General features: G+C 45.5%; 16 protein-coding genes. 12 read left to right on the top strand and 4 right to left on the bottom strand.

Annotated features, from left to right (window positions below):
• Positions 1–68 precede the first annotated feature (68 nt).
• From ICN19_RS05620 to ICN19_RS05605, 4 genes are read left to right on the top strand one after another with little or no spacing between them, the layout of a single operon-like run.
• Complete coding sequence (locus ICN19_RS05620; protein ID WP_216246155.1) at positions 69–1,334, top strand: TolC family protein; 1,266 nt, start codon at positions 69–71, stop codon at positions 1,332–1,334.
• Positions 1,331–2,677, top strand: a complete 1,347-nt coding sequence (locus tag ICN19_RS05615) for an efflux RND transporter periplasmic adaptor subunit (RefSeq protein WP_216246154.1) — start codon at positions 1,331–1,333, stop codon at positions 2,675–2,677. The genes ICN19_RS05620 and ICN19_RS05615 overlap by 4 nt, the downstream gene beginning before the upstream one ends.
• Before the next feature lie 4 nt (positions 2,678–2,681).
• The gene (locus ICN19_RS05610; RefSeq protein ID WP_216246153.1) at positions 2,682–5,777 is read left to right on the top strand and encodes an efflux RND transporter permease subunit; all 3,096 of its coding nucleotides are present in this window, start codon (positions 2,682–2,684) and stop codon (positions 5,775–5,777) included.
• Positions 5,774–6,097 (top strand): P-II family nitrogen regulator, encoded by a 324-nt coding sequence (locus tag ICN19_RS05605; RefSeq protein WP_216246152.1) that lies wholly within the window; start codon positions 5,774–5,776, stop codon positions 6,095–6,097. The genes ICN19_RS05610 and ICN19_RS05605 overlap by 4 nt, the downstream gene beginning before the upstream one ends.
• A 12-nt stretch (positions 6,098–6,109) precedes the next feature.
• Here the strand turns inward: ICN19_RS05605 and ICN19_RS05600 are convergent, their stop codons facing one another.
• The 4 genes from ICN19_RS05600 to ICN19_RS05585 all read right to left on the bottom strand — a co-directional run bounded on the left by ICN19_RS05600 (position 6,110) and on the right by ICN19_RS05585 (position 8,485).
• Positions 6,110–6,646 (bottom strand): isochorismatase family protein, encoded by a 537-nt coding sequence (locus ICN19_RS05600; protein WP_216246151.1) that lies wholly within the window; start codon positions 6,644–6,646, stop codon positions 6,110–6,112.
• 112 nt (positions 6,647–6,758) lie between these two features.
• Positions 6,759–7,184 (bottom strand): universal stress protein, encoded by a 426-nt coding sequence (locus ICN19_RS05595; RefSeq protein ID WP_068324195.1) that lies wholly within the window; start codon positions 7,182–7,184, stop codon positions 6,759–6,761.
• Positions 7,185–7,263: 79 nt separating this feature from the next.
• On the bottom strand, positions 7,264–7,500 hold the full coding sequence (locus tag ICN19_RS05590; RefSeq protein ID WP_216246150.1) for a hypothetical protein: 237 nt from the start codon (positions 7,498–7,500) through the stop codon (positions 7,264–7,266).
• 82 nt (positions 7,501–7,582) lie between these two features.
• A complete protein-coding gene (locus tag ICN19_RS05585) occupies positions 7,583–8,485 on the bottom strand; it encodes a LysR family transcriptional regulator (protein WP_216246149.1) in 903 nt (300 codons plus the stop codon).
• Between the two features lie 111 nt (positions 8,486–8,596).
• On the opposite strand from ICN19_RS05585, the gene ICN19_RS05580 reads away from it, so the two are divergent.
• From ICN19_RS05580 to ICN19_RS05545, 8 genes are all read left to right on the top strand, one after another.
• Positions 8,597–9,790, top strand: a complete 1,194-nt coding sequence (locus ICN19_RS05580) for a CaiB/BaiF CoA-transferase family protein (protein ID WP_216246148.1) — start codon at positions 8,597–8,599, stop codon at positions 9,788–9,790.
• A 20-nt stretch (positions 9,791–9,810) separates the two neighbouring features.
• Positions 9,811–10,746: a hydroxymethylglutaryl-CoA lyase gene (locus tag ICN19_RS05575; protein WP_216246147.1), complete on the top strand. Its 936-nt coding sequence runs from the start codon at positions 9,811–9,813 to the stop codon at positions 10,744–10,746.
• Positions 10,747–10,762: 16 nt separating this feature from the next.
• Complete coding sequence (locus tag ICN19_RS05570; RefSeq protein ID WP_216246146.1) at positions 10,763–11,155, top strand: VOC family protein; 393 nt, start codon at positions 10,763–10,765, stop codon at positions 11,153–11,155.
• Between the two features lie 2 nt (positions 11,156–11,157).
• Positions 11,158–11,349, top strand: a complete 192-nt coding sequence (locus ICN19_RS05565; RefSeq protein ID WP_216246145.1) for a hypothetical protein — start codon at positions 11,158–11,160, stop codon at positions 11,347–11,349.
• Between the two features lie 77 nt (positions 11,350–11,426).
• On the top strand, positions 11,427–12,296 hold the full coding sequence (locus ICN19_RS05560; RefSeq protein ID WP_216246144.1) for an NAD(P)-dependent oxidoreductase: 870 nt from the start codon (positions 11,427–11,429) through the stop codon (positions 12,294–12,296).
• Between the two features lie 125 nt (positions 12,297–12,421).
• Positions 12,422–12,820: a DUF1924 domain-containing protein gene (locus tag ICN19_RS05555; RefSeq protein WP_216246143.1), complete on the top strand. Its 399-nt coding sequence runs from the start codon at positions 12,422–12,424 to the stop codon at positions 12,818–12,820.
• A gap of 7 nt (positions 12,821–12,827) precedes the next feature.
• Entirely contained in the window at positions 12,828–13,286 is a 459-nt protein-coding gene (locus ICN19_RS05550; protein WP_255536953.1) for a diheme cytochrome c, read from the top strand.
• On the top strand, positions 13,283–13,921 hold the full coding sequence (locus ICN19_RS05545) for a cytochrome b/b6 domain-containing protein (protein WP_216246142.1): 639 nt from the start codon (positions 13,283–13,285) through the stop codon (positions 13,919–13,921). Before ICN19_RS05550 ends, ICN19_RS05545 begins: the two co-directional genes overlap by 4 nt.
• Positions 13,922–14,011: the final 90 nt, after the last annotated feature.

Here is a 14,011-nt window from a genome sequence, read left to right as displayed (position 1 = left end):
GACGTTTTCTTGCTCTTCCGCGTAGGTGGTTGGATAATTTGCTTTTAGATACTTTGCAAGTTGGGCGTATGACGCGGTACCGATGGTTGGCCATTACTTTTGCTAGCGCCTTAATGGTGGCAAATGTCAGTGCACAATCAAAAAAGTCATTCACTATTAATGACTTGATCTCTATCTCTCTAGAGTCAAGCCCTCAAGTTTTAGCGGCTCGCGACCAAGCCAAAGCAATTAAAGGGCAGTTATCGACAGCAAGAGCTATTCCGAATCCAGAGTTCGAGGTGAGCACTGGTCAGCAGCGATCCGCTACCGGCCCTTTGACGGTAGGTAATGTTTCATCATGGGCTGTTACTCAGCCATTGGATATGCCTTATACCCGTTTCCCTAGAGTGAATGCTGCTGAGGCGAATCTACGTGCAGCTGAAGCAACGCGCGTTGCATTTGAGGTGGAGACGATTTCCAGAGTGCAGCAGCGCTTTTATGAACTCATGCGCCGTGAAGCGGAGCAAAAAGCAGCAGAAGAGGATATGAGTCTGACGAAGCAGATTCGGGATCGTATGCAAATTCGGTATGACGTTGGTGAAACAGCGCGCTTCGAACTCATTCGAGTACAAACTGAATTTCTGAATGCGCAAATCGCGGCAGAGTCTAGTAAGTTACGGGTAGAGCAGGCACGTAGCCAATTACGCCAAGTTGTAGGCCATCAAGTGCCGGCAGATTTTACGGTTGTGGCTGAGCAGCCAAAGCCTGAGGTCTTGCCTTCATTAACCCAATTATTAAATGAGGTTCAGAGCCAGAGCCCGGAGTTGCAAAAAGCAAAAGCAGAAGTTGAGGCTACTGAATCCAAGTTGAGTTTTGAAAAGAACTCTCGCTTACCTCGCTTAGCTATCAAAGCCTCCCAATATAACGACCCTAACTTCACTGATCGACTCTATGGTTTGCAAGTGAGTATTCCAATTTGGGACTTTAAGGGCGGTCAGATTGCAGAGGCAGAAGCTAATGCTTCAAAAGCAAAAAATCAATTGAATGCTCAAAGCCAAACTCTAGATCAGCAAATGGAAACGGCTTATAAGCTGTATCAAATGACTAGCTATCAAGTAAAAGTATTGAGCCAAGAAGTAGTTCAGTTAGCCGGCAGCGCACAACGTATTGCTGAAGTGTCTTATCGCTATGGTGAGCGCGGCATGCTGGAGTATTTGGATGCGCAAAGAACCTTTAGGGCAGCGCGTAATGATTTAATTAAGGCGCGTTTTGATTTGGCTTCTGTGGTGACCGAGATTCAAAGATTAAGAGCGAGCCCTGAGTGGCTTGCGAAGATAGAAAGTGGAATGCAATGAACCAAGAGTTAGCAGTCATGCTAAAAAAGGTAAAAGTCTGGAAGACCTTTTTGGTGCGAAAGTTTAAATTCCATAAGAAGGAATTGGTCGGCCAAATTTTACAGACCCAAAATCAACTGTATGCACAAGCACATCAATGGCTTGGAGAGCATGTACCTGCTGTTACTGGTCGCTATGATAAATCGCCGCATTGGTTTAAAAAGGGTATGTTCTACCTGCCCTGGTTTTGCGTGTTCGTCATTATTCTGAATTACTTCAACGTATTTGATAGAAGTCCTGCAATTAAATCAGTGCAAGACCCGAATATGGTTGTAGTTAACGAAGATTTACATAAGATGATTGCTGATGGCAAGGCTCAAGTATCTCCTTTTGTGGAGGAGTTGCGGGCTTCTGGTCGGATTGATTTCAATGAGCTCTATCTATCTCGTATTGGCGCCAACGTAACTGGTCGTGTCTCGGAAATTCTGGCTGTTCCTGGTCAAATTGTGAAGCAGGGTGATGTATTAGCCAAAATTACCTCCACTGAATTAACCCAATCGCAGCTGGCTTACTTAAAAGCGAAGAGCGCGAGTCAGTTAGCTGATCAAGCTGCGAATCGCGCAAAGATTCTTTACAAAGAGGATGTGATTGCGCTTGCAGAACTGCAAAGACGCGAGGCCGAGGCGAGTAGCGCAAAGGCAGAGTTTCGTGCTACGAATGATCAGCTCAGGGTACAGGGCATGGATCAAGCGAGTATTGATCGCCTCGCCAAATCCGGCGTGATTGAGTCTATTAATAATGTCATTGCCACAATTCCTGGTGAAATCGTCGAGCGTAAGATCAATAAAGGCCAGGTGGTACAACCAGCAGATGCCTTATTTACGGTTGCTGATCTCAGTACGCTATGGGCAATCTCAGAGGTGCCAGAGAGTAACTCTTATTTGATCAGAAAGGGTCAAAAAGCATCGGTCATTATTCCAGCGCTACGTAATCAGGATATCGAAGGTGTGGTGGCCCACGTAGATTCAATTGTGAATCCGCAAACTCGTACTGTTGTTGTGCGCATGGAGTTGCCTAATACAGAGGGGCAAATTAAACCCGGTATGTTGGCAACGATGTTGATTGAGAGCCAGCCGGTTGATAAATTGGTAGTGCCTTTAGGTGCGATTGTTCGTGAAGATAATCACGACCACGTTTTCGTTCGTTTAGACGATGACACTTATCGCATGGTGCCGGTCAAGCTTGGACCAGAGGGTAAAGGGTATCGTCCTGTGATTTCAGGCCTCAAGGAAGGTCAGGAGATTGCTATAGAAGGTGCTTACCACTTAAATACAGAACGTAAGCGTCAGTTGAGCGGCGGATAAGCAGATGATTGAAAGAATCGTTCGCCTCTCGTTACAGCAACGCTTATTGGTGGTGATTATTGCCATCGTATTGCTTGTTGCCGGACTTTTGGCGACTAAGCGACTTTCTGTCGATGCATTTCCAGACGTAACGAACGTGCAGGTCCAGGTTGCTGCGGAGGCTCCTGGAAAATCCCCTGAAGAGGTTGAGCGTTTTGTAACTATCCCTATTGAATTGGCGATGACAGGTTTGCCAGGTTTGACAGAGATGCGCTCATTAAACCGTAATGGCATTTCCGTCATTACCTTGGTGTTTACTGAAAAAACCGATATTTACTTTGCTCGTCAATTAGTCACAGAGCGATTAATTGAAGTTGCTTCCAGAATGCCAGTTGGAATTACTCCGGTATTGGCACCACCATCTACCGGCTTAGGTGAGGTATACCAGTACACACTGGATCATCCATCGGATCGACATCGTGAGTTAACGGTGGATGAGCTCTCTGATCGACGCGCAGTGCAAGATTGGATTGTGCGTCCAATGCTGCGTTCTATTCCTGGTGTTGCTGAGATTAATACGCAAGGTGGTTACGCCAGAGAATATCAAGTCTTAGTGAATCCTGAACGTTTGCGCCACTATCAAGTTAGCTTGCATGAGGTCTATCAAGCGCTTGCTAGAAATAATGCTAACTCCGGTGGTGGTCAGTTACCAACTTATGCAGAGCGCTACCTCATTCGCGGTTTAGGCTTAATTACTAAGCCAGAAGATATTGGCAAGATTATTTTGAAAGAAGTAAAAGGTATTCCGGTATATGTGAAGAACGTAGCCGAAGTGACGATTGGTAGCGAGATTCGTCAGGGTGCCGCTATTAAGAATGGCTATACGGAAAGTGTCGCCGGCATTATTCAGATGATCCGTGGCGGTAATGCACGGGATGTAGTCAATCGCATCAAACTTAAAGTTGAAGAGATTAACGAAGGTAAGCTGCTCCCAGACGGCTTACAGATCGTACCTTTCTATGACCGTACTGATTTGGTGAATGCGGCCATGTTCAATGTGGCAAAAGTACTGGTTGAAGGCGTGATTCTGGTGATTATTTTGCTATTCCTCTTCTTGGGGGATGTGCGCTCATCTTTGATTGTGGTTGCCACGCTGCTCCTCACGCCGTTGCTCACCTTCTTGGTCATGAATCGTTATGGTATTTCAGCGAACCTGATGTCATTAGGGGGTCTAGCCATTGCGATCGGCATTATGGTGGACGGTTCTGTTGTAGTGGTGGAGAACACCTTTGCGAAATTGGGTGAACGCCTTAAGGGTGGAGAATCCAAAAACAGGATCATCTTAGAGGCGGCATCTGAAGTAGGTAAGCCTGTGCTCTTTGGTGTGGGCATCATTATTTTGGTGTTTATGCCGCTGCTCTCACTCGAGGGTATGGAGGGAAAGATGTTCGCTCCGATGGCAATTACGATTGCTATCGCATTAACCATCTCCTTGATTCTGTCATTTACGCTTTCGCCAGTCTTGTGCTCCTACATCTTGAAGGGTGGCGGCGAGGATGACACTAAGATAGTCAAAAAAATGCGCGCCCCGTATGAGCGTTGGTTGAATTGGTCTTTGGCAAATCCTAAATTAGTAGTCAAGCGAGCCATTATTGCTCTAGGCATTAGCTTGGTTGGGTTTGTAATGCTCGGTAAAGCCTTTATTCCAGTGATGCAAGAAGGTTCTATCACTCCTGTGATTGTTCGTGCACCTAATATTTCATTAGACGAATCTATTAAATTAGAGTTCGAAGCGATTAAACGCATCATGACTATTCCTGGTGTCGAGATGGCGGTCTCTCGACTGGGTAAGGGAGAATCTCCTGCAGACCCAGGTCAACCGAATGAGTCTGATCCGATTGTGACGCTCAAACCCTTAGGCGATAGAGATTTAAGCCAGGAAGAAATCGCTCAACAAATTCGTGAAAAGCTCAAAACTTTACCTGGTATTGAATTGGTGATTTCTCAACCAATTGCAGCCAGGGTGGATGAGATGGTTTCTGGTGTGCGCTCACAAGTAGCGGTGAAAATATTTGGTGACGAATTGCCAGTATTGCAAAAACTGGGCTCACAAATTGGTCAAGTCTTAACTAAGATGAAGGGTAGTAACGACTTGCGTATTGAGCAAGCCTCTGGTCAGAACTATCTCAATATCAAAATTGATCGTGATGCGATTGCACGCTATGGTATTAACGTTTCCGATGTAAATGAAGTTATTGAAACGGCTATCGGCGGTAAGCAGGCTAGCACCATTTATGAGGGCGAGCGTCGCTTCCCATTAGTTTTACGCTACCCAAGTCCTTACAGAAATAATATTGATGCCATTGAAAATATTATTTTGCATTCTCCCGATGGTGCTCAAGTGCTAATGCGCGACTTGGCTGAAATTTCCCTGGTAGAGGGCCCAGCCCAGATCTCCCGTGAGTCTGGTAAACGTCGTTTGGTAGTTGGCGTGAATGTGGAAGGGCGCGACTTAGGTGGCTTTGTAAAAGAAGCTCAAGAACTGATTGCTAAGAATGTGGAATTACCTCAAGGCTATACCTTGCAATGGGGTGGTCAGTTTGAAAACATGCAAAGAGCGATGGCGCGCCTTATGATCATCATTCCTTTGACGGTCTTAGCAATCTTCTTTTTATTGTTTATGTTGTTTAAGTCACTTCGTTTGGCTGGCCTCATTATTTTGGTTCTGCCTTTTGCATCGATTGGTGGCGTGTTTGGTTTATTCATTACAGGCGAATACCTCTCGGTGCCAGCGGCGGTGGGCTTCATTAACTTGTGGGGTATCGCCGTACTCAATGGTGTGGTGCTGATCTCCTTTATTAAGCAATTGCGTGAGGATGGATACAGCATGGAGGATGCACTCCTTCATGGTTGCGGCCATCGCTTTAGGCCGGTCATGATGACTGCGTCAGTGGCAATGTTGGCATTGGTACCAATGCTGTTCTCCGGCGGTCCTGGTTCAGAGGTAACTCGCCCTCTGGCAGCTGTGGTGATTGCGGGATTGATCACCTCAACAGCACTCACTTTATTGGTGTTACCTGTTCTATATAGATGGTTTGAAGACAAAGAGGTGGAAGCATGATGGAAGTGAAGGCGGTTATTCGCCCTAATAAATTACCTGCTTTACGAACAGCGCTCATGGAGACTCCAGGGTTTCCGGGAATGACAGTCGCTAAGGTGGAGGGTTGTAGTGCGCCATCCAAAACCAGTAAAGCAAACATCAAAGATGAATTGACAGACTACTCAGCAAAAGTACGAGTAGAAATTATTTGTAATGATGAAGTTGCTGAAGTGCTGATGGATCGCATTGTGACGGTATGTCAGACGGGGCAGGTCGGCGATGGTGTGGTTTGGTGTACTCCAGTACCAAAGGCATTCTTTATTGCCAAATCAACCACCTAAATAAGCGCAAACCTAGGATTTAATGATCTCTAATGCATCCTTAAAGCATTCATTAGAGGCAGTTCCTAGCCATTCAAAAGCCATCATCTCAACCGTGAGAAGTGTTGCTCCAGACGAGCCAAGGCGATGAAGGGCGATATCTCGATCTAGAGATCTACGTGACCCAACTGCATCTACCAAAATAGAAACTTTAAAGTTCTGCCGCACCAGCTCTAAAGCGGTTTGCATTACGCATACGTGAGTCTCACATCCAGCAAGAATCAGATGCTCTCTATTTTTAGATAGCGCATTGATAAGCCCATCTTGGCAGGCATCAAAATGATCTTTTGCTACCGTGGCTTCACAAAACTGGGTGATTGCATCAACGTTATGCCCCAGGCTTTGCGGACTTTGTTCGGTAGCAATAATAGGAATATCTAGAAGCCTGGCGATTTTAGAGATCTTGATGCATTGCTTAAGAACCTCTTCTCCTTGATGAATAGAAGGCATCAAACGACTTTGTAAGTCGATGAGTACAAGGCTTGATCGATTTGGAGTTATTTTTACCATCTGTTATGCGATCAAGAATCTCTCGAGGAGCTAGCGCTTTGGAATGATGGCGTGATCAGAAGAGTTGGTTGCCAGTAGCAACCAACTAAGCTGGATACTAAAAATGCAGAAATTACTTTACCAATAAAACAGGTTGCTTTGCTGAGCTAGAAACACGCTGAGCAACTGAGCCAACCAGTACGTCTAAGATGCCGCTACGGCCTTTAACACCCATCACAATCATGTCAACTTTGTCTTTATTCGCCAAAGCAATGATTTCTTCTGAAATCTGACCGCGTTTAATAGCCATATTGTGTTTAACCTTGGCAGCATCTAATACTTTCTGCGCTGGTTTTAATTCTTTTTCGCTGACTTCACGAAGGTAATCATCTACTACGCTTTTGGCTACGAATTGTTTAACGTGGCCAAGACCAATGTCATCGTGGACGCTGACTAGAGTCACGGTTACAGGGCTGCGAGAATTCTTAGCCATTTTGGCCACATATTTAGCGGCATTCAATGAGGATTTGGAGCCATCTACAGGAAGTAGTACTTTCATTTTTAACCCTTTCGTTATTTATGAATTCTTTAATCAGTTTAAGTTAAATACAGTGTGTCAACAATGGTTTCAGACTATCTTATGGTCTGTAAGGACTAACAATCGATTCCAGTCCATGGGCATCTTTCTTTTCCTCAAGTGTTTGGATTTGCTTGCGAAGTTTGGTGACTTCCTTACAGCCCAACTTTCTCAGTTTTTTGGAGTCAATGCCATAAGTGTCAATCAGGCGTCTGCGACGAGCGCTGCAGATCTGGAATCGAACAATCCAAAACAAAGCAAATAACGCCGGTGAGAGCAGTAAAAATAAAATTGTCATAAGTTCATCTTATGCCTATTTATATGGTGTGTCATTGAAATAGCGCTTGATAAATTCACTCAAGCATTTACACGGAGTGCTATTACCCCAGCAAGTGCTGGCTGAGCAGTTTGGTAGCGGGAGAATGGTTAATTCCAGCCTTGGTTGCTACCAGCAGGTTTCGTTTTGCCCAGGCATCTTCTAATTGAACTGCTTTCAAGCCCATAGCCTTGATTTGAGCGGCGCAAGCCTGGATGGGCAATACGCCAATGCCCAAATTAACGGCAATCATTTGACACATCGCATCGTAGCTGCGCACCTGAATACGTAAACTCATTTGTTTACCGAGTTTCTCAGCGCTACGAGATGTGAGTTCTAGTAGGGAGCTCCCTCGATTAAGTCCTACAAAATCATATTGAAGGCACTCTTCAAATGAAATACTTTTTCGTTTGCTTAGAGGATGATCTTTGCTGCAAGCAATCACCAGCTGGTCTTTGCCCATAATGTGAGTTTCTAATCCGGTAGTCATGGGGCCTTCAGCAAATACACCAATGTCTGCAATACCATCCATAAGTGCTCTCACGATATCGCCGCTGAGTTGCTCTTCCACTTCGACTTGTATTTCTGGATAGTCTTTTAAAAAGCTTGCTAATGCTGACGGCAGAAACTCCGTTAAGGCTGACATATTGGCCCAAAGCCTCACGTGACCTTTGACGCCTTTAGAGTATTCGCCCAACTCATTGCTCAATTGTTCAAAGCCCTGAAATAATCGCAATGCATGTTGCATCACTGCGTGACCTGCATGTGTCAGCGTGACCCCTTTGACAGATCGATCCAGGAGTGCCATGCCGACAGTCTCTTCAAACTCAGATATCCGTCTACTGGCTGCGGATAGCGCTAGGTTGCATTCACTTGCGCCCTTTGTAATGCTGCCAGATTGAACAATGGCGCAGAATAGCTTGAGGGTAACAAAGTCGACTCTGGCGGGGTTTAGCGGGGATTTCATGGGGTGATTCTACCTATACCTTCGCAAAATGAGAAGGATGCTCCCATAAATAGCAATTTTCTGCCAGTATGAAGAAGGGTAAATTGGCATAAAAGCAATTCAAGGGAATCTATGGAGCCGTTATCAAACTTAAAGGTCATTGAAATGGGGCAGCTCATTGCTGGGCCATTTGCCGCTAAAACATTGGCCGATTTTGGGGCCGATGTCATTAAGATCGAGCCACCTAAGGTTGGCGATGCATTACGTAAGTGGCGATTGCTAAAAGATGGCACATCGATTTGGTGGCAAGTTCAGTCACGTAATAAGCGTTCCCTCTCTTTAGATTTAAAAGAGGCAGAAGCTCAAGACATTGTCAGAACTCTCATTAAAGAAGCGGATGTATTAATTGAAAACTTTCGCCCTGGAACATTAGAGGGTTGGGGTCTTGATCCAGCGAAATTACTCGAGCTCAATCCTAAGCTGATTGTTCTGCGTATTAGCGGTTACGGTCAGACTGGTCCATACAGAGATAAACCAGGATTTGGTGTTGTAGCAGAAGCCATGGGTGGCTTACGTCATCTCACAGCAGAGCCCGGCAGAGTTCCAGTCCGCGTAGGTATCAGTATTGGCGATACCTTGGCCTCTTTGCATGGTGTGATTGGTATTTTGTTGGCGCTGCAAGAGCGACACAATAGCGGTAAAGGCCAAATCATTGATATCGCTTTATATGAGGCGGTATTTAACTGTATGGAAAGTTTGCTACCTGAATACAGTGCTTTTGGTGAAGTGCGCCAGGCTGCTGGTAGTGCCTTGCCTGGCATCGCGCCAACCAATGCCTATCAATGTGCTGATGGTGGTTATGTATTGGTTGCTGGTAACGGTGACAGTATTTTTAAACGCCTCATGACAGTCATCGGTCGAGATGACTTAGGTAATGATCCCCAGCTAGAAAATAATGATGGTCGAGTAAGGCGTGTAGCTGAACTAGATCAAGCAATTGAGCAATGGACCAAGACAGTTAGCACTACGAAGGCATTAGAAGCCCTCGACTCCGTTGCTGTACCTGCCGGCAGGATTTACACCGTTGCCGATATAGCTAATGACCCACATTACAAAGCGAGAGAAAATATTCAGACTATTCAGATGCAAGATGGAACCAAGGTGGATGTGCCTGGAGTTATTCCTAAGCTATCTCGCACGCCAGGATCTATTAAGACACTTGCCCCAGATATCGGCCAGAACACCGATGAGATTCTCAAGAGCATTGGCCTAAGCAATGACCAAGTCGCATCCTTAAAAGAGCGTGGTATTGCATTTACGAAGTAAAAATAAGCAAAGAGAAAAACATGACCAGAATTTATTTCAATGACGTAGTAATGAGGGATGGCTTTCAGATTGAGCCAAACTTTATTCCGACTGATGACAAGGTGAAGCTAGTCGATGAGCTCAGTGAGTGCGGCTTCGCCAAGATTGAGGTAACTTCATTTACTTCACCTAAGGCAATCCCCATGCTGCGAGACGCTGAGGAAGTTATGGGACGTATTAAGCGAGTTCCAGGGGTCGAATACACCGTATTGGTGCCTAATTTAAGAGGCGCGGAGCGTGCCTTCGAGTCCAAGGCTGATGAATTCAATCTCGTGATGTCTACCTCTGAGACGCATAACTTAGCGAATCTCAGAATGGGAAGGGAGAAAAGCTTTGCAGGGCTTGCTGAAGTTATCAAATATGTTGATGGCAGAACACCAATCAATGTTTCGCTATCGACATGCTTTGGTTGCCCAATGGAGGGAGAGGTTCCTCAAACGGTAGTCGAGCAATTTGCACAACGCTTTGCCGATTTGGGTGTGAGGGGCCTAACGATTTGCGATACAACGGGTATGGCTAATCCCGAGCAAGTTAAAAAGATGAGTGAGGCTTTGCAAAAACGTTTTCCTAATTTGCAGCTGACATTACATTTCCATAACACCAGAGGCATGGGCTTAGCCAATGTTCTGGCCGCGGTTCAATCTGGCATTGTGCGCTTTGATGGTTCCTTAGGAGGCCTAGGTGGATGCCCATATGCACCGGGAGCAAGTGGCAATATCTCTAGTGAAGATGCCATTCATATGCTGGATGCGATGGGCTATGACACGGGAATGAATATTCCGAAGTTATTACAACTGGCAAAAGAGTTGCCAAAGATCGTTGGACATGATGTGCCGGGCCAAGTAGCTAAGGCGGGTAGCACTTACACATTACATCCAGAGCCATGCTACGTAGATGAATTACGTCGCGCTCAATAAGCGGAAGGAATAAATCATGATTGATCATTTAGATCACTTAGTGCTCACTACCGCAAAGGAAGCGGAGTGCGTCGATTTTTATACCCGCGTTATGGGTATGAAGCTAGAGTCTTTTATTGGCGGTACGCCGCCAGTGGAACGTAAAGCATTTAAATTCGGTAATCAAAAGATCAATCTACATATCAAAGGCAAAGAGTTTGAGCCCAAGGCTGATATTCCAACTCCCGGAGCGTTGGATCTTTGTTTTATTGCTGATCGCCCACTGGTGCAAGTGATTGAAATGCTCAAAGCTGAAGCTTGGCCAATTATCGAGGGCCCTGTGATCCGTACCGGAGCAACCCAAAAGATTAACTCTGTGTATGTACGCGATCCAGATCAAAACCTCATTGAAATTTCTGAGCTTATTTAATCATGGTCAACCACTCGAATTCAGAGCCCGAAAAAGAAGCTCCAAAGACAGAAGAGTTGGGGCAAGAGCAAGCAGGCGCCCCCGACCAGCAGGGCGATAATCAAGAAAGCTCGTATAGCTCCAGAAAAGCAGCTAAGAGTAAGCGCGAAATCATGGAGGACTTATCCCGCGCCAGATTCCCCTGGGACGAATAAACACCAATTCCCTGTAGAACAATATAATCACTAAGTACAGAAATTACCTAAAAAATACTACAAAAGGGACGAAACAAATGAGCAATAAATTAAGAGTAGGCTTTATTGGCCTAGGCATCATGGGTCAAAGCATGGCAGGGCATTTATTGGCTGCTGGCCACCCTTTAAATGTATTTAATCGTTCAAAAGCTAAGACCGATGATTTGGTTGCTAAAGGCGCTAAGTGGTTTGACACCATTGGCGATCTTGCTGCTGAGTCTGATGTCATCATCACGATGGTTGGCTATCCATCCGATGTTGAAGATGTTTACTTTGGCGCTGGCAATATTTTGGATCGCGCCAAGAATGCGTATCTCATCGATATGACAACTTCTAGCCCATCATTGGCTAAGAAGATTGCAGAAGAAGCAGAAAAGCGTGGTTGCCATAGTTTGGATGCACCAGTTTCTGGTGGCGATATCGGCGCACGCAATGCAAAACTCTCCATCATGGTGGGTGGCAAGCAGGCTGATTTTGACGCGGTACTCCCAGTTCTCAAAATCATGGGTACCAATGTGGTGTTGCAGGGCGGCCCTGGAGCTGGTCAGCACACCAAGATGTGTAACCAGATAGTGATCGCTGGAACCATCATGGGTGTAGGCGAAGGCCTGGGTTACGCTAAATCAGTAGGTCTCAATCCCGAAACAGTAATGGAATCCATTGGCGGCGGTGCTGCATCTGGCTTTCAGTTGCTCAATCTAGGTGCGAAGATGATTGTTGGTGACTACGCTCCAGGTTTCTATGTAGAGCACTTCTTAAAAGACTTAGGTATTGCATTAGAAGAGGCGGACAAAGTGAAATTAGAATTGCCTGCCTTAGCCTTGGCTAAAAAGCTATACGATGAATTAGTTGCTAAAGGTTGCTCACGTGATGGAACGCAAGTGATATATACACGCTACATTAAGTAGTCAGATTTAGTAATCTAGTTGTCAGATAAAGCCACCTTCGGGTGGCTTTTTTATTGAAACCAGTTAAACCCGAGCAATTTAGTGTTGTATTCGGTTTGGTCGCCGCAGGGGCGCATACTTGAGGAATGAATAAAGAATTAATAGTAATTAGAATTTGTTTATTAACCGCATCGTTGGGTTTGTCTGGTTTGGTTAATGCAGCAACTCCGCAGGATCTTTTAAAGACCTATGAGTCCCAGTCTGGTAAAGCATCTCCAGCCAGAGGTGAGCAGTTTTTCAACACCAAGCACGGTAAAGAGTGGAGTTGCGCTTCTTGCCACGAAAACCCGCCTAATCACGACACTAAGCACATTGTTACTAGCAAGGTAATCAAGCCTTTGTCGCCTAACGCCAATCCAGCACGATTTACGGATGAAGCTAAGGCAGATAAGTGGTTTAAGCGTAACTGCAATGATGTGTTGGGGCGTGACTGTACCGCTCAAGAAAAGGCGGATGTTCTTGCCTGGCTAATAACTATTAAGTGAGGCATTCATGAAAAACTTCTTTACGTTAATGGCGGCTGTTTTGGTAGCTGCTCCAGCCTTTGCGGCAAAGATGCCTATGCCATCAGATATGCCTAAATCTTATGAGGCTGAATGCGCCAGTTGTCACATGGCTTACCCGCCAGGACTGTTGAGTGAAAAGAGTTGGCAAAACGTCATGGGTGGACTAAATAAACACTTTGGCACCGACGCTAGCCTTGATGTAAAAGATCAAAAAGAAATCTCTGCCTGGCTACAGAAGAATGCTGCCACCAAGCAAAAATATAACGTAGTAGCTCCGGAAAATCGCATTACCAAAACCTCTTGGTTTATTCGTAAGCATGATGAGATTAAAGCGGATGTGTGGAAGAGGGCGGGCGTTAAAAGCCCAGCTAACTGTGGAGCCTGTCACACCACTGCAGCTGAAGGCATCTTTAGTGAAAAGAATATATCGATACCTGCCAAATGAGTACTAAACAAACCATCTTAGTGTGGGATATCCCTACGCGTGTTTTTCATTGGCTGCTGGTAATTTGCTTTGCAGGAGCATGGCTTACTTCCGAGAGCGAGCTCCTGCAGATGATTCACTATGCGTTTGGCTATTCTGCTTGTGCATTAGTGCTCTTTAGATTGATTTGGGGGGTTGTGGGTACAAGATACGCGCGCTTTGCCCAATTCCTAAAGGGTCCAGTAGAAATGATGAAGCACGCTAAGGGCCTTTTGAGCGGTAATCAGCACAGCACTACTGGGCACAACCCAGTAGGCGGTATCGTGATGGTTGGCCTCATGCTATTGATACTTTTAATAGGTCTCACCGGCTACTTCAGTGTGAAAGAATTTTTAGGCGACTTGATGGGTGAGGCGCATGAAGCAATCGTCAGCCTAGCCTTGGCGGTAGTTGTGGTTCACGTTGCCGCTGCGATCATCATGAGCTTGCTACAAAAAGAGAATCTAGTGAGATCTATGGTCACTGGTAAAAAGCAGGGCCTACCAGAAGAGGTGATTCGGTTTCCTCAGTATTTGATCGGGCTCTTGCTTGTTCTGGGCTCTATCTACTGCTTTTATATGATTCTTACAGGAGCTGTTCCTAGTCTTACTCAGTAAGGTCTTTGGCAATATACTCTCAGTAGGTTATATCTGCCATATTGGGCGATATCACCTCAAGCGACAAAGCCACCAAATAGGCATAGAATT

The sequence above is a fragment of the Polynucleobacter sp. AP-Capit-er-40B-B4 genome (genome assembly GCF_018882245.1).
In the GTDB taxonomy this organism is placed as follows: Bacteria; Pseudomonadota; Gammaproteobacteria; order Burkholderiales; family Burkholderiaceae; genus Polynucleobacter.
Note: the sequence above shows the minus strand (reverse complement) of the source record. Positions and strands in the feature narration are given on the sequence as shown.

Excerpts from the sequence above, each read along its gene's own strand:
- ICN19_RS05620 (WP_216246155.1), top strand. The coding sequence starts at position 69 with ATGACGCGGTACCGATGGTTGGCCATTACTTTTGCTAGCGCCTTAATG.
- ICN19_RS05615 (WP_216246154.1), top strand. The coding sequence starts at position 1,331 with ATGAACCAAGAGTTAGCAGTCATGCTAAAAAAGGTAAAAGTCTGGAAG.
- ICN19_RS05610 (WP_216246153.1), top strand. The coding sequence starts at position 2,682 with ATGATTGAAAGAATCGTTCGCCTCTCGTTACAGCAACGCTTATTGGTG.
- ICN19_RS05605 (WP_216246152.1), top strand. The coding sequence starts at position 5,774 with ATGATGGAAGTGAAGGCGGTTATTCGCCCTAATAAATTACCTGCTTTA.
- ICN19_RS05600 (WP_216246151.1), bottom strand. The coding sequence starts at position 6,646 with ATGGTAAAAATAACTCCAAATCGATCAAGCCTTGTACTCATCGACTTA.
- ICN19_RS05595 (WP_068324195.1), bottom strand. The coding sequence starts at position 7,184 with ATGAAAGTACTACTTCCTGTAGATGGCTCCAAATCCTCATTGAATGCC.
- ICN19_RS05590 (WP_216246150.1), bottom strand. The coding sequence starts at position 7,500 with ATGACAATTTTATTTTTACTGCTCTCACCGGCGTTATTTGCTTTGTTT.
- ICN19_RS05585 (WP_216246149.1), bottom strand. The coding sequence starts at position 8,485 with ATGAAATCCCCGCTAAACCCCGCCAGAGTCGACTTTGTTACCCTCAAG.
- ICN19_RS05580 (WP_216246148.1), top strand. The coding sequence starts at position 8,597 with ATGGAGCCGTTATCAAACTTAAAGGTCATTGAAATGGGGCAGCTCATT.
- ICN19_RS05575 (WP_216246147.1), top strand. The coding sequence starts at position 9,811 with ATGACCAGAATTTATTTCAATGACGTAGTAATGAGGGATGGCTTTCAG.
- ICN19_RS05570 (WP_216246146.1), top strand. The coding sequence starts at position 10,763 with ATGATTGATCATTTAGATCACTTAGTGCTCACTACCGCAAAGGAAGCG.
- ICN19_RS05565 (WP_216246145.1), top strand. The coding sequence starts at position 11,158 with ATGGTCAACCACTCGAATTCAGAGCCCGAAAAAGAAGCTCCAAAGACA.
- ICN19_RS05560 (WP_216246144.1), top strand. The coding sequence starts at position 11,427 with ATGAGCAATAAATTAAGAGTAGGCTTTATTGGCCTAGGCATCATGGGT.
- ICN19_RS05555 (WP_216246143.1), top strand. The coding sequence starts at position 12,422 with ATGAATAAAGAATTAATAGTAATTAGAATTTGTTTATTAACCGCATCG.
- ICN19_RS05550 (WP_255536953.1), top strand. The coding sequence starts at position 12,828 with ATGAAAAACTTCTTTACGTTAATGGCGGCTGTTTTGGTAGCTGCTCCA.
- ICN19_RS05545 (WP_216246142.1), top strand. The coding sequence starts at position 13,283 with ATGAGTACTAAACAAACCATCTTAGTGTGGGATATCCCTACGCGTGTT.